Below are 13,355 nucleotides of genomic sequence, written 5' to 3'. Positions count from 1 at the left end.
TTAAATAATTTAGAGACACTAATGAATAAGTTAGATTTTAAAAATATTTTAGAAGTAGTAAATGACTACGACGTATTCTTATTTGATCTTTGGGGAGTAGTAATTGAAGGACAATATACCTACCCAAATGTTGTAGATAACATTAATAAAATAATAGCGCAAAAAAAAGTATTTTTTGTTTCAAATGCACCTCGTAATACTTTTTCTTTATTTCAAATGGTTAAATCTTGGGGACTTAACGCTACTTCAAAAATGATTATTAGCTCAGGAGAAGTAGCCGTTGAAATGATTTTAGAAAGCTTTGATCGGTTTGTTATAGAAAAGCCGATAATATATCATTTAGGTTTTGAAGAAAATGATATAATAAACGGTATACAATGCCCGATTACTAACAATATTGAAGAAGCAAATATTTTGCTTTTAACTCTTTATCGAGATGAAAATGAAAATTTAGACTTAGACGAATTTGACGATATCCTCAAAATGTCCGTTAAACGCGGTATGATTAATCTTTGCGCTAATCCTGATATCGGTATTAACCAGCGCGGTGTATATAGATATTGTTCCGGTTATTATGCACAAAAATTAAAGCAATTCGGTGGGGAAGTAGTTTATACGGGAAAACCTTACGGCGAAATCTATAATAAAGTATTAAAGCAGTTAGATAACGTACCGAAAAACCGTATCTTGATGATCGGAGATACTTTTTATACCGATATTTTAGGAGCTAATAAACTTGGCATCGATTCTGCTTTAGTCTTAACCGGTAATGCCGAAAAATTTCATAATAAGTATCATGATTTAGATGAAAAACTAGTACAGCTAAAAATTGCCGCTGCCGAGCAGGACGTAATGCCGAGTTTTGTTATTAAGCTAAATTAGATATTTACTAGCAATATTATTTATTGATGTTAGCGTGATAATTTGCTATATCATTAAAAAAGTTGTCATTGTGAGGAAGCAATGACTGCGTGGATGGTTCAATAAAAGCAGCAGTATGTCATTCCCGCTGCTCCCTATGTCATTCCCGCGCAGGCGGGAATCCAGAAAATTATAGTCATCCTGAATTTATTTCAGGATATTTTTCAAGAGATGCTGAAACAAGTTCAGCATGACAAAAAAAGCCGGATTCCCGCCTGCGCGGGAATGACATCGAAAATTTGAGCCATGCAACAAGGCGTTCCGCGGCTCGCAATGACGATTCCGGTATCCACGCAGGCATTGCCTCTTTAGCTCTGACATTTCGGTTAAGCGGTCGTGGCGAAATTGGTAGACGCGCAGCATTGAGGGTGCTGTTCTGTAAAAAGATTGGAAGTTCAAATCTTCTCGACCGCACCAATTATATTATTTTGTCATTCCGTGGCTTGATTGGCGTTGTTGCACGGCTCGAAAATTAATAAAAAACTCGTCATTGCGAAGCCACGAAGTGGCTGCGGCAATCCAGGCTATCCCGAATGTAATGAGGGATTTAATTAGAATACTAAACAAGTTTAGTATAAAAATATGTTTAACTGGATTGCCACGTCGGCATAAATGCCTCCTCGCAATGACGATTCTGGTAGCCATGCAACAACGCCCGTAGGCGAGAATCCAGCTTTTTTTGTCATGCTGAACTTGTTTCAGCATCTCTTGAAAAATATCCTGAAATAAATTCAGGATGACTTAAAAAGTATTTTTCTGGATTCCCGCCTTTAGCTAGAATGATACCGAGAGCGTTTTTAACCATCCATGCAACAACGCCGGCTTGATTACGGAATGACATTTTTTGACCTTTGCCCATTAAGTTAACACCAAGCGTCTTTAGACCTTGTGAAGTTTTCTAAAATAACTTAATTTTGGCTCTTTTTTGCTGTAAATTATAAGATTTTTTTGAAATATGAATAACTATTCCTGCAAAAATCTTATTAATGTTCGCTAAAAAACATCTCAAAATATAAATTAATGAGAAAATTTCACAAGGTCTAGCTAGTAGGTAAAAAATTATGCCTAATATGTTCAAAAGCATATTACCTGATCATCATGATCATTTTGCTGAAATTTTTGATCAAATTAATGATCTTTTAGATGATAAGCAATTTGCTGCTGCGGCAAAAATGCTATCAGAATTGCATTATGCTGATTTGGCTGATTTTTTAGATAACGTCAACAACAGAACCTACAAAAAAATTCTTCCTTTTTTAAAAGATACTATAAAACCGGAAACATTAGTATGGTTAAATGCTAATAGTAAGCCTTTAGTAATAGAAGCACTCGGCATACAAAAAACTACGGAATTAATTAATAAGCTGGTTATAGAAGACGCTATTGAAGTAATAATAGATTTGGACGATGATACAAAACAGCTAATTTTAAACGGGCTTAATAAAGAAAAAAGGCAACAAATTGCGGAAGGGTGTACTTATCCGGAAAATACCGTCGGTAGAGTAATCGAAAGAGACTTTATTAACCTTCAAGAAAATTGGACTGTCGGAGAATCGATAAATTTTATTAAACACAAAAAACAAGATTTCCACGCGGCTATCGTAACCGATAATAAATCTCGTCCCGTAGGTATTATATTACTCAGTACTTTACTTAAACACGAAAATGAAGAATTAATAAAGGATTTAATAAATAAAGACTTTAAGCTTGCAGATGCTTTTACGGATTTAAATGAGCTAAGCTTTATTTTTAGGCAATATGCGCTAACTATAGTACCGGTAGTAAATAAAAGCGGGAAATTAGTAGGTAGCGTATCGATAAATAATATAATTTATATTATTGAAGAACAAGCCGAAAAAGATATCTTATCGCTTAGCGGTGTTCCTACTCAAGATACTTTCTTTAATTTATTTTATACGGTTAAACATCGTTTTCCTTGGTTATTCGTTAATTTGATTACTGCCTGCATGACCTCGCTTATTATCAATCACTTTAACGATACTATCTCAAAACTTGTAGCACTTGTAGTTATCATGCCGATCGTTGCCTCGATGGGAGGAAATGCCGGAACGCAGGCTATGACCGTCACGGTGAGAGCTTTAGCTAACAAAGATATTCATTATAATAATTTTAGTAAAGTAATATTAAAAGAAATTGCCGTTTGCGGTTTTAACGGTTTTGTTCTTGCTTTTATCGGCGCAGGGTTAAGTTTTGTGATGTTACTTGATACAAATCTTAGCATAATTTTTGCTATTGCCGTTATTTTAAATTTTCTTGTTGCCGGATTGTTCGGCTCGGCTATACCTATAGCATTACATTATTTTGACATAGATCCTGCTGCCGGCTCCGGTGTTTTTCTCACCACTATAACGGATGCGTTCGGCTTTTTAACTTTCTTAAGCCTAGCTTATGCTTTTTTGGTGTAACCTGCACCATTTTAATATAGACCTATCTAGTTTTATTCCTGCGGTGTCATGCCGGTGGCGACAACACCAATAACGTTCGAGAATGACATTGACAAATTAGAATTATTTAATTATAAATACTTATTATTTAGAAATTTCATTTTTCGTTCGGTATAAAATTATATGAAGCGTACATTTCAACCAAGTAATTTAGTAAGAAAGAGAAGACACGGTTTTAGAGCAAGAATGGCTACTGTCGCAGGAAGAGAAATATTAAGAAAGCGCCGTGCCAAAGGTAGAAAAAAATTATCTGCCTAATAAATTGTTTATTACTTCATTAAAAAATCAAAAAGAATTTGAGCTTGTAAATAAGCGCGGTAAAAAGCTGCATGGGAAATATTTTATTTTAGTAATAGTAAAAAATTTCTCTGCCCTCCTTAATAACTGCCAAAACACTATTTTTTTAGGAATAAAAGTTAGTAAAAAACTAGATAAAAGAGCAGTAATTCGCAATAAAATCAAAAGACGTATAAAGCATTTAACAAGACTTATTATTAATAACCCTAAATTTAAAATAACTAATTTAGGTATGATAATAATCCCTCGAAAAGGCTTTGATAAAGTAGATTTTTCTATTTTAACCCATGAGTTAAACAAACTAATTTTTCAGAATCTTTAGATGATAGTTCTTAAGCCCAATCATTCAATTATTGAAGATTTGAAAATAAGCCTGAAATAATAATGATTGGCGTTGTTGCATGGATGGTTAAAATCGCTTAAAACTTGTCATACCGTGGTCAAGCAACTAGATGACACCGTACTTATAATAACCATAATACGGTAAATTATTAGCCATGCAACAAGGCGTTCCGCGGCTCGCAATGACGATTCCGGTAGCCATGCAACAATGCTATAACGATTTAAAAAACGAATATTTATTTTTTAACCTCTCATTCTCAATTTTTTGTTTGTTTCTTTCTCTTTTTGCTTATTTAAAGTATCATTTTGATTAGTTTTTAGAGTTTTTGTTAAATCTATAACCTCTTTCTTATTATTTCTATTCCGCTTATTTAAAATATCTTTTGTGTCTTCAAAAAATTTAGGATTAGCTTCCATAGCTTTTGTTAAATTTGTATATTCTTGAGCCTTAGTAGGACACTCATAAAATGGATTCAGTCCTTTAGTAAAATCTTTTATATAATTTTCCTCACTGTTATCTATATACCGCTCTTTTCTTGTCAAAAATGCTTTTAGCCCATCGTTATTTATTTCTTCTTCAAATTCTTTTTTGATTTCACGAAACTTTTCTTGTTTATCGGTATCTTTCATTCCCCGGTAATTTTTATCTGTTATTAGCTTTTTTAAAGCTAATGTTTGAATAGTTTGTTCTTTTGTAAATTCTTCCAATTGTTTTAAATTTTTATAATTCGGGGTATCTTGTTTTTTAAACTCTTCATTTATATTTAATTTAAATATTTTTTGAACGTCATTTCTTTCTTTTTCACTAAGCCCGTCGGTAATTAAAGATACACTAGTCATTATACCGTAGCCGGTAGCTTTTAAAATAGCGATTACGTTACCGCTAACTCCTTCAATAATACCGGCTGCAATATAAGCTGCTCCACCTATATTATCTGCTAGCACTCGGCCGGTGCTTGATAAATTTTTTGAATTTATATTATATTTATTTTTATTGGGATTTTTCTGTTCTATTTGTTGCGGTATATATAATTCATTTTTTAAAGCATTTTTTAAGCCGGCTTCTAAAGATAAGATATAATTTTGCGTAGTTTTAGCATTTCTATTCTGAACTAATAAGTTATTTTCCTTATGAAGTTTACGTAAAGAGTGTATCTTTAAAGTTTTGTTTACCGCTTGAATTCCTACCCCTATTGCCGCTATACTTGCTACTGCTATAATTAAGGGAGATATAGGCATAAAAATTCCGGTAAGCGCAATTGCAGCGCCTCCAAGAGACAGCACATAGTTAAAACTATTGCTGAATAAAATTTTACCTACTTTACTATTTTTAAAAAACTCCCATTTAGGCTTTATTTTAGCAAATATCTGACCGATTTTTGATTTTTTTTCCGGGATAGTGTTTTCAAAATTGCTAGTTTGTGATTTTTTTAAAGGTAAGTTTTTTCTGCTTGGTAAGGCTAAATCGTCTTTACTCCTTTTTTCAACAATTGTTGCTTTAAGCTTTGAGATTTTTTTTTGATTTTCAATTTCTAAATCATCGATTGTGTTTTTTTTCAAATTCTTTATTTTAGTCATTGAATTAATAACCTCTATAATCTAAATTATAACAAATTATAATAGGCTCCTAAAATTTTATAATCAAATAAATACAGTAAATTATTAGTAGATTTTAATTATTAAAATGTTACTCAACCTAAAATATACAAATAAATGTCCGGAAAAGAATTAAACAAAATCGTTGCGGCTGTCTTGTTGGCTAGTTTAATTGCAATGATGGTAGGATTTATTGCGAATATACTTTATAAACCAAATTTACAAGCCTCGCATCGAGGTTATAGCGTCGCGGTAGATGAATCGCCTTCATCTCAAATTAATGCAGAGGCTGCAGAGGCGGTAATAAATATACCGGAATTAATGAAAAATGCTAATGCCGACAACGGTAAAGAAATAGCAAAAAAATGCTTAGTATGCCACTCTTTAGATAAGGATGGACCAAATAAAATAGGTCCTCATCTTTGGGATGTTGCAGGGCGTCCGAAAGCTAGCATAGAAGATTATAAATATTCCGGTGCATTAACTAAAATCGGCGGCGTATGGGATGATGATAGTCTATTTTCTTTTTTGCATAAGCCGAGTAAATACGCACCGGGGACGAAAATGTCTTTTATAGGGTTATCAAAACCGCAAGACGTAGCCGATGTTATATTATTCTTAAAAACATATGTCCATGATAAGTAACTATTTTGATGTCATTACTACATAGGCGTGGCGTTGCTGCATGGATCGAAAATTGCTATATTTTGGGTATTCTTTAAAAGTACCGCGATGTCATGCCGTGGCTTGACCACGGCATCCAGTCAGGCTTTTTAATTTTTTCTGGATACCGTGGTCAAGCCCACTACTGTACGAACGTTTAAATAAAGAGGTAAAAATTCTGTCATTCCGTGGCTACGACCACGGAATCCAGCTTATAATATCATAAAAAGATTCTAAAATAAGTCTAATATGGCTTTATTTTCCTGGATGCCGTGATCAAGTCACGGCATGACACAGCCTTTTTTCAACGTTCGTACAGTAGTGGGCTTGACCACGGTATGACACCGTGCTTATAATAACCATAATACGGTAAATTATTAGCCATGCAACAACACACCCATAGGTGTTGTTGCGTGGCTAGTTAAAAGCATCTTCTAGGGTTACCGACTAACTTTATAATATAGGATAGATAAATTAAAATGTTCAATATCTCACTAACGGAATTATGGTTAATAATAGGAGTAATTTGTTTCATTATAGAATTTGGTGCTGCTCCTAATATCGGGTTTTTATTTTTTGGTTTCGGCGCATTATCAAATGCTATCGTAACATATAATTATCCTATTTTATTAAAAGAGCAATTAACAATTTTCGGCTTACTATCTTTGTTATGGTTTATTATATTATGGCGACCTCTTAAAAAATATATTTATAAAAATAGTAACCTAAAACAAAGTAATTATTCTGATATGATTAACAAAGAAGTAGAAGTTTATAGCCCTACAATCTCTTCCGGCCAAATGGGACAAGTAAAATGGTCGGGGGTTATTATGAATGCTTTATTAGAAGAAAGTGAGCGGGAAGAAGCTAAAGCAGGCGATAGGATTTTTATTGCGGAGGTACAAGGTAATATATTAATTTGCTCAAGAACTAGTAATTTAAAATGATTCGATGTATTTTTGCGTAGATAGCTGAGGCTCATTATTGCGCGGAGGCAAAGCGTTGTTGCATGACTACCGGAATCGTCATTGCGTGCGACCGGAGGTTTTGTTGCACGGCTCGAATTTTTGATGTCATTCTAGCTAAAAGCGGGAATCCAGAAAAGTATTTAAGCGAATTATATAGTAAATTTTTATATAATTTTGTTTATTTTAAGTATTTTTTCTAGATTCCCGCTTTTAGCTAGAATGACATACGGCACTTTTTTAGAGCCATGAAACAAAGCCCCGCCTGCGCGGGAATGACATACTGCTGCTTTTATCGAGCCAGGTTTTTATACTGATTTTATTAATTGATTGGATTCTATAAACAAATTTATGAAAGAAACTTTTAATGTTAGTAAGCTTAATAACGGCTTAACTATCCTTACCTATAATATGCCTTATGTAAATTCGGTAGCGATAAATTTAATTGCCAAAGTCGGCAGTCGCTTTGAAACTCATGCAGAAGAAGGTATCTCTCATTTTCTTGAGCATATGGCGTTTAAAGGTACAAAAACGAGAAACGCTAAACAAATTGCCGAAGAATTTGACGAGATAGGGGGGCATTTCAACGCCTATACCGGTCATGAGCAAACAATATATTACTCGAAAGTGTTACCGGAAAACTGCCGTAAAGCTCTAGAGATATTGGCGGATATAATCCAAAATTCTACTTTTGCCGAAGAAGAAATCGCTAAAGAATATCAAGTAATTTTACAAGAAATCGCGCATAGCCAAGATAATCCCGATGATCTAATATATGAGAAATTTTATAATAGCGTTTATAAGGATCAGCCGCTGGGGAAGCCTATTTTAGGAACTAGTAAAACTCTCGCTACTTTTAATAAAAAACATTTTTCTAACTTTATCGATAAACATTATACCGCGCAAAATCTTTACTTATCGGTAGCAGGTAATATTACCCATGAGGAAATAATAAAGACGGCAGAACAATTATTTTCTTCTTTAAAACAAGGAACGAGTAATAATTTTGAGCCGGCAAGATATGTCGGCGGTTATTGTCCCGTTATCAAAGATTTAGAACAGACTACTTTAATATTAGGCTTTGAAGGGGTAGGATATCTTAATATGCAACAACTTTATCAAGCCCAGCTACTCGCTTTAATATTTGGCGGCGGTATGTCGTCAAGATTATTTCAGCAAATTAGGGAAAAATTAGGTTTAGCCTATGGAGTAGGCAGTTATAATAGTTCTTATTGCGATAGCGGCGTATTTACTATTTATGCTTCCACCGCTCATGATAAATTAGAATTATTAAGTACGGAATTGATAAATGAAATAAAGAAAATTATGGAATCGGTGCAGGAATCTGAAATTATTAGGGCTAAAACGCAATTAAGAAGTAATATTTACATGGCTCAGGAAAAACCTGCTTACAAATCTGAGGAAATCGGTAAAAATTATGCTATTTTTAATAAATATATATCTATAGAGGAAACTATGGAGCTTATTATGAATATAACAGCCGCAGATATTCTAAAGATAGCCGGCAAAATATTTGTGACGATCCCGACGCTTGGAATCATCGGACCGGAAGTTAAAAATGTTGATTATTATAAAACGTTATGCTCTCATGGTTTTAAGAATTGAACGTCATTGCGAGCGACTATAGGCGTTTAACGATCCAAGCAACAATGCTGCGCAAGGATGACATCGATAGTGCTTTTAACTGTCTGCATAACAATATACAAAAAAATTTTTAATAAAATGAAAAAAATACTTTATCAAGGTTCTCGTAAATCCCTATACACTTCTGAAGAAGATTTTCTTATTATCATGGCTTTCACCGATAAGACTATTTTAGAAAACGGAGAAATTATTGATACTTCCGGTAAAGGAGTGCTTAATAATAATATTTCTTCTTTTATTATGGGTAAGCTCGATATGCTCGGAATTGAAAATCATTTTATAGAAAAACTAAATATGCGAGAGCAATTAATCCAATATGTGGAAGTTTTTCCGATGCAATTATCAATTTCTTCCGTTGCTTGCGGTAGATTTGTTAAGGAATTTAGTATGGAAGAAGGGTATGTATTTGATAAACCGATTATTGATTTTAAAGTTAGGAGTCGCGAGTTAAACTATCCTATCGTTAATGAATATCAAATATTAAATTTCGGTTGGTTAACCAAAGCTGAAATTTCCGCCGTAAAAAAGCAAGCTATCCGAATATTTGATTTTTTAAGCGGCTTATTTACCGGCATCGGTATTAGGCTTGTTGAATGTACGCTTGAATTCGGTAGAGTATTTAACGGCGAAGAAACTATAATAATGTTAACCGATGAGATTAGTCCGGATAATTGCCGATTGTGGCAAGCCAATAATAACGAGAAACTTGGTTTTGAACTACTTCACGAGGACCCAAACAAAGCTTTTGAATCATATCAGTTAATAGCCGATCTTTTGAAGGAAAGAAATTAATAGGAGGGATTTATTTTGATCAAGCATATTGTGTTATTTAAATTTGCTGCTAATGTTACTGATAAACAAATAGAGCAGGCATTACAAAAATTAGGAAATTTAAAAAATACTTATATTCCGCAGATTAAATCTTTTAGCTTTGGAAAAAATTCTAGTCCCGAAAATTTAAATAAAGGATTTAATTACGTTTTTATAATGGAGTTTCTTAATTCAAAAGATAGAGCCGAGTATTTAAAGCATCCTGATCATATTAAAATTGCTAACGAGGATATTATGCCTTTAACGGAAGATGGTATAAATTCAGTAATAGTGTTTGATTATGCTTCAGAAAAAGATAAAAGCTTTGGACCGGCTTTTAAAGAGGCTATTTTATCCGGTAAATCTAAATAAGCTGCTATAGCTAAGAATAATGTTAAATGATCTGTGATATTTAGTTCTGAGGTTAGTTCCTCATAGATTTGATAATTAAGCAATTCTGTAAATTTCTTAAATATCTTGACTATTTCTAAAGAAGGATGGGCGTTAAAAGCATTTTTTAGTATTTTGATTTTTTTATTGTTATTGATATTAGAATTTAAAGTTAAATAAAGCTCTAATATTTTCGGAGTTACGCAATTCAAGCTTAAGGCTAACTCTAAATAATCAATTGCGCCTTCAGTATGATTATTCTCTACCATCATTTTTGCTGCCGATAAGTAATATTCGGCGATTTCCGAATTCATCATCGCAAATTTGGATTTATTAAGCTTTGCAAGCTTGGCTACCACAAAAGTAAATTTCTCCCATAATGCAAGTTTTCCGTAGCAATTAATAAGAATCTCTAAAACTGCACTATCAAATTCATTTAAATTATAAGCTTTACTAGCGTAGCCTTCTGCTTCTTGGTAAAAACTTTTACGGTAAAATAATATAGCGAGGTTTTTAGCGGCAAAAAACGTAAATGGTTTAGATGTTTCTAATTCTTCAAAATAGGCAATTTTTTTACTTATTTCTTCCTCGGTTTTAGCTAAAATTAAAATATAAAGCTCTCTATTTTCTTTTTTTATAGGTAAAGAAATTTTTCTCGCGATAGCACCGGCTTTACTTTTATTATCGATAATATATTCCGATATTGATCTAACAAGAGAATATTGATTATTGTTAATTTTTCGTGTAGTAAAAATATCTTGTATTTTTGACGGTAAATCGATAATTAATATTAAAATTTTAATGACAATAAAACTTATGAGTAATAACAAAATCCCGAAAGTAAGAAGTGAAAAAAACGTAGTTTCTATATGATAATCGTATAAGGTCAAAACGACTTGCGAGTCAAGCGTTTCAATAACGGAAAATCCAAGATAGAGAAGCAGAAAGATAATACAAATTGCGAGGAGTCTGAACATATAAATACTCAAAAAGTCATGCTGAACAAGTTTGCCGCATCTATTAAAAGAGATCCTGAAATAAATTCAGGATGACGCAGTACAAATTTCTCCGAATAAAAAAAGTTAATAAAAAATTCTAACTTTTCCAAAATAGCAGCGTGTAATTGCTCTTTCTCTTTTTCAGCGGAAGATTTTTTTTCTATTTTTATAAATTTTTCTAACCATCGATAATTAACAGGGAAAATTTTTTCAGTGCTTGCAATTTTACCGAGCAAATAATTGTTATTATACCTATTTAAATCGGCTAAAATATTTTTTATATCCGGTGGCAATGAGATTATTTCTATTGCTTGCAATTGTTTAGTATAATTTTGATCTTGTAAAAAATTAAATATTAATAGATTCACGTTTAATAAGTAATTACGATAATCATTTATATCAAAATTAATACTAGCGGTAGGAACTGCAGGAATAGAGGGAATAAATGAATTTACGTAATTTATTAAAGATTTAGCCGAAGAAGATTCGCTCGGTTGCTCATTTTTGCTAGTAGTCACATTGTCAATATTGTTTATAGGTAAAATATCTTCTTTATAAGGAGTAACTTCATTGCTAAATAACTTAAAAATTTCAGCTCTATTATAATAAAGCATAAAAGCAAGTAGCATAAATATTAATATTACCGCTATAGAAAAAATATTTTTATTTTTAAGATTGATTTCGGATTTTTGCATCATGCATTAATAAATTTATTATTGTATGTGAATTTTCATTATTACAATAAACCACATTTTTACTAAAAGGTCTAATTATATTTGCTACTTTCAAGCTAATAGCTATGACTAATGAGTTTTGCAACACTTCCGATAAATGATTTTGCAGTAATAATTTTTTGAATATTTTGGCGCTGTTTTGTGAGTAAAGCAAAATATAATCTATATTGCTTTTAAACAATTCTATTGGCGGTAGTTGCTCTAAATATTTTACGTTATAGATAATTTGCCTCTTTATTTGGGATGGTAAATCGTGAGTGATTTCGTTGGAAGATAAATATATTGTTTGATTATATAACCGGCTTGGAAAATGCTTAATCAAATCATCGACGTTTTTTGCGGCGTATTTTACTATAAAACCGCTACGCTCTAAAATTGCCTTTGAAGCTTCTCCTACTACCCAAATGTTATAGTTATTATTTTGCCATTCTCTAAGGATATTGGCAGCATATTTACTAGTTATAATTATATTAGAATAATTACCGAGAATTTCTGGAGAAAGGTTTAAATTTTTATACTCGATTAAAGGGCAGTGGATATAATGAAAGCCTAAATTATTGATATTATGCTTTGCTATTTCTTCAATAGTCTCTTTATTTCCTTCGATACTTCTAGTAAGTAAAACATATTTCATATCACATACTAATAATTGCAGAATTTGGTATAGCAAAGAGCTATTGTAGTATAGACATTAAATTTTAGAGCGAGCTTGCACAGCGTACACTTGTACGTGAGCACAAGCGAGACTCACAAAATTTGATGTATAGACTGCAATAGATCGAAACTATATTATTCAAACGGTTGGCGTAGAGTAATAGCAGCTGACAAAGTCCCTTCGTCTAGATAATCTAATTCGCCGCCGATAGGTATACCGCTGGCTAGGCGTGAAATCTTAGCAGGATGGGATTTTAAATATTCGGTAATAAAATAAGCGGTGGTTTGACCTTCTAGCGTGGAATTGGTGGCTATAATAACTTCCTCGATATTTTCTTCTCGGCATCTAGTAAGCAACTCCGGTAACCTTAATACTGAAGGGTTTTGCCTAGCTGCCGCCGATAAATTATGACCTAGCACATGATACCCGCCTTTAAAAATACCGCTACGTTCCATAGCCCATAATTCCGCCACCGTTTCCACGATAGCAATAACGGCTTTATCTCGCACCGGAGATGAACAAATACGGCAGATATTAGTGGTATCCATATTGCCGCAAATCTCGCATTTTACTATTTTATTTTCGACATTTATTAAATTAGTAATTAATCCTTTCAATCTTACGTCTTTATCTTGTAACAGATATAAAACAATGCGCCGAGCAGAGCGTCCGCCAAGACCGGGCAGCTTAGAAAAAAGATAGATTAATTGCTCTATTTCGTTGGTATCGTTCATATATTATACTCAAATATAATCTGAAAAGTTGAGATTGATGTCATTCCTAGCTGCGGCGGGCTTTGTTGCCTGGCTCGAATTTTTGATGTCATTCCCGCGCAGGCGGGAATGACATTATAA

The 13,355-nt window shown here is 32.9% G+C and carries 18 protein-coding genes and 1 tRNA gene; 13 read left to right on the top strand and 6 right to left on the bottom strand.

Annotated features, from left to right (window positions below; translation table 11 throughout):
- Positions 1–21 precede the first annotated feature (21 nt).
- The 4 genes from AAGD64_RS06925 (at position 22) to AAGD64_RS06910 (ending at position 1,582) form a co-directional block, all read left to right on the top strand.
- Positions 22–882, top strand: a complete 861-nt coding sequence (locus tag AAGD64_RS06925; RefSeq protein ID WP_341792867.1) for a TIGR01459 family HAD-type hydrolase — start codon at positions 22–24, stop codon at positions 880–882.
- A gap of 89 nt (positions 883–971) precedes the next feature.
- On the top strand, positions 972–1,115 hold the full coding sequence (locus AAGD64_RS06920) for a hypothetical protein (RefSeq protein WP_341792866.1): 144 nt from the start codon (positions 972–974) through the stop codon (positions 1,113–1,115).
- A gap of 136 nt (positions 1,116–1,251) precedes the next feature.
- A tRNA-Leu gene (locus AAGD64_RS06915) sits at positions 1,252–1,338 on the top strand.
- Positions 1,339–1,426: 88 nt separating this feature from the next.
- Positions 1,427–1,582, top strand: a complete 156-nt coding sequence (locus tag AAGD64_RS06910; protein ID WP_341792865.1) for a hypothetical protein — start codon at positions 1,427–1,429, stop codon at positions 1,580–1,582.
- A 21-nt stretch (positions 1,583–1,603) separates the two neighbouring features.
- Here the strand turns inward: AAGD64_RS06910 and AAGD64_RS06905 are convergent, their stop codons facing one another.
- Entirely contained in the window at positions 1,604–1,762 is a 159-nt protein-coding gene (locus tag AAGD64_RS06905) for a hypothetical protein (RefSeq protein WP_341792864.1), read from the bottom strand.
- Between the two features lie 220 nt (positions 1,763–1,982).
- Here AAGD64_RS06905 and mgtE point away from each other — a divergent pair, with 220 nt between their 5' ends.
- From mgtE to rnpA, 3 genes are all read left to right on the top strand, one after another.
- A complete protein-coding gene (mgtE, locus tag AAGD64_RS06900; RefSeq protein WP_341792863.1) occupies positions 1,983–3,347 on the top strand; it encodes a magnesium transporter in 1,365 nt (454 codons plus the stop codon).
- A 162-nt stretch (positions 3,348–3,509) separates the two neighbouring features.
- Positions 3,510–3,644 carry a 50S ribosomal protein L34 gene (rpmH, locus tag AAGD64_RS06895; protein ID WP_253307453.1) on the top strand — a complete coding sequence of 45 codons (135 nt, stop codon included), beginning with the start codon at positions 3,510–3,512 and terminating at the stop codon, positions 3,642–3,644.
- Between the two features lie 4 nt (positions 3,645–3,648).
- Positions 3,649–4,005 carry a ribonuclease P protein component gene (rnpA, locus tag AAGD64_RS06890; protein WP_253310021.1) on the top strand — a complete coding sequence of 119 codons (357 nt, stop codon included), beginning with the start codon at positions 3,649–3,651 and terminating at the stop codon, positions 4,003–4,005.
- A gap of 263 nt (positions 4,006–4,268) precedes the next feature.
- On the opposite strand, the gene AAGD64_RS06885 is transcribed toward rnpA, so the two are convergent.
- Positions 4,269–5,423 (bottom strand): hypothetical protein, encoded by a 1,155-nt coding sequence (locus AAGD64_RS06885; RefSeq protein WP_410526094.1) that lies wholly within the window; start codon positions 5,421–5,423, stop codon positions 4,269–4,271.
- A gap of 315 nt (positions 5,424–5,738) precedes the next feature.
- Between AAGD64_RS06885 and AAGD64_RS06880 the strand changes: the two genes are divergently transcribed.
- The 6 genes from AAGD64_RS06880 (at position 5,739) to AAGD64_RS06855 (ending at position 10,096) form a co-directional block, all read left to right on the top strand.
- Positions 5,739–6,266 carry a cytochrome c family protein gene (locus AAGD64_RS06880; protein WP_341792861.1) on the top strand — a complete coding sequence of 176 codons (528 nt, stop codon included), beginning with the start codon at positions 5,739–5,741 and terminating at the stop codon, positions 6,264–6,266.
- Between the two features lie 497 nt (positions 6,267–6,763).
- Entirely contained in the window at positions 6,764–7,231 is a 468-nt protein-coding gene (locus AAGD64_RS06875; RefSeq protein ID WP_253307456.1) for an NfeD family protein, read from the top strand.
- 62 nt (positions 7,232–7,293) lie between these two features.
- Complete coding sequence (locus tag AAGD64_RS06870) at positions 7,294–7,452, top strand: hypothetical protein (protein ID WP_341792860.1); 159 nt, start codon at positions 7,294–7,296, stop codon at positions 7,450–7,452.
- A gap of 148 nt (positions 7,453–7,600) precedes the next feature.
- Positions 7,601–8,875 carry a M16 family metallopeptidase gene (locus tag AAGD64_RS06865; RefSeq protein ID WP_253307457.1) on the top strand — a complete coding sequence of 425 codons (1,275 nt, stop codon included), beginning with the start codon at positions 7,601–7,603 and terminating at the stop codon, positions 8,873–8,875.
- 117 nt (positions 8,876–8,992) lie between these two features.
- Positions 8,993–9,706, top strand: coding sequence for a phosphoribosylaminoimidazolesuccinocarboxamide synthase (locus AAGD64_RS06860; RefSeq protein ID WP_253307458.1), 714 nt, complete (start codon positions 8,993–8,995; stop codon positions 9,704–9,706).
- 15 nt (positions 9,707–9,721) lie between these two features.
- Positions 9,722–10,096 (top strand): Dabb family protein, encoded by a 375-nt coding sequence (locus AAGD64_RS06855; RefSeq protein WP_253307459.1) that lies wholly within the window; start codon positions 9,722–9,724, stop codon positions 10,094–10,096.
- Here AAGD64_RS06855 and AAGD64_RS06850 read toward each other — a convergent pair.
- The 4 genes from AAGD64_RS06850 to recR form a co-directional block, all read right to left on the bottom strand.
- Positions 10,024–11,091 carry a tetratricopeptide repeat protein gene (locus AAGD64_RS06850; protein WP_253307460.1) on the bottom strand — a complete coding sequence of 356 codons (1,068 nt, stop codon included), beginning with the start codon at positions 11,089–11,091 and terminating at the stop codon, positions 10,024–10,026. The two genes, AAGD64_RS06855 and AAGD64_RS06850, sit on opposite strands and share 73 nt — an antisense overlap.
- Before the next feature lie 8 nt (positions 11,092–11,099).
- The gene (locus AAGD64_RS06845) at positions 11,100–11,810 is read right to left on the bottom strand and encodes a hypothetical protein (protein ID WP_341792859.1); all 711 of its coding nucleotides are present in this window, start codon (positions 11,808–11,810) and stop codon (positions 11,100–11,102) included.
- A complete protein-coding gene (locus AAGD64_RS06840; RefSeq protein ID WP_341792858.1) occupies positions 11,782–12,480 on the bottom strand; it encodes a uroporphyrinogen-III synthase in 699 nt (232 codons plus the stop codon). Before AAGD64_RS06840 ends, AAGD64_RS06845 begins: the two co-directional genes overlap by 29 nt.
- 155 nt (positions 12,481–12,635) lie before the next feature.
- Positions 12,636–13,235 carry a recombination mediator RecR gene (gene recR / locus AAGD64_RS06835; RefSeq protein WP_341792857.1) on the bottom strand — a complete coding sequence of 200 codons (600 nt, stop codon included), beginning with the start codon at positions 13,233–13,235 and terminating at the stop codon, positions 12,636–12,638.
- Positions 13,236–13,355: the final 120 nt, after the last annotated feature.

Source organism: Rickettsia endosymbiont of Ceutorhynchus obstrictus, assembly GCF_964026565.1.
In the GTDB taxonomy this organism is placed as follows: Bacteria; Pseudomonadota; Alphaproteobacteria; order Rickettsiales; family Rickettsiaceae; genus Rickettsia.
This window is presented reverse-complemented; position numbering and strand designations above follow the sequence as displayed.

What these genes read in the sequence shown, in the direction of transcription:
- AAGD64_RS06860 (WP_253307458.1), top strand. Translation starts at nt 8,993, where the DNA reads ATGAAAAAAATACTTTATCAAGGTTCTCGTAAATCCCTATACACTTCT.
- AAGD64_RS06845 (WP_341792859.1), bottom strand. Translation starts at nt 11,810, where the DNA reads ATGATGCAAAAATCCGAAATCAATCTTAAAAATAAAAATATTTTTTCT.
- AAGD64_RS06880 (WP_341792861.1), top strand. Translation starts at nt 5,739, where the DNA reads ATGTCCGGAAAAGAATTAAACAAAATCGTTGCGGCTGTCTTGTTGGCT.
- mgtE (WP_341792863.1), top strand. Translation starts at nt 1,983, where the DNA reads ATGCCTAATATGTTCAAAAGCATATTACCTGATCATCATGATCATTTT.
- AAGD64_RS06840 (WP_341792858.1), bottom strand. Translation starts at nt 12,480, where the DNA reads ATGAAATATGTTTTACTTACTAGAAGTATCGAAGGAAATAAAGAGACT.
- AAGD64_RS06875 (WP_253307456.1), top strand. Translation starts at nt 6,764, where the DNA reads ATGTTCAATATCTCACTAACGGAATTATGGTTAATAATAGGAGTAATT.
- AAGD64_RS06925 (WP_341792867.1), top strand. Translation starts at nt 22, where the DNA reads ATGAATAAGTTAGATTTTAAAAATATTTTAGAAGTAGTAAATGACTAC.
- recR (WP_341792857.1), bottom strand. Translation starts at nt 13,235, where the DNA reads ATGAACGATACCAACGAAATAGAGCAATTAATCTATCTTTTTTCTAAG.
- AAGD64_RS06850 (WP_253307460.1), bottom strand. Translation starts at nt 11,091, where the DNA reads ATGTTCAGACTCCTCGCAATTTGTATTATCTTTCTGCTTCTCTATCTT.
- AAGD64_RS06865 (WP_253307457.1), top strand. Translation starts at nt 7,601, where the DNA reads ATGAAAGAAACTTTTAATGTTAGTAAGCTTAATAACGGCTTAACTATC.
- AAGD64_RS06905 (WP_341792864.1), bottom strand. Translation starts at nt 1,762, where the DNA reads ATGTCATTCCGTAATCAAGCCGGCGTTGTTGCATGGATGGTTAAAAAC.
- AAGD64_RS06870 (WP_341792860.1), top strand. Translation starts at nt 7,294, where the DNA reads ATGACTACCGGAATCGTCATTGCGTGCGACCGGAGGTTTTGTTGCACG.
- rpmH (WP_253307453.1), top strand. Translation starts at nt 3,510, where the DNA reads ATGAAGCGTACATTTCAACCAAGTAATTTAGTAAGAAAGAGAAGACAC.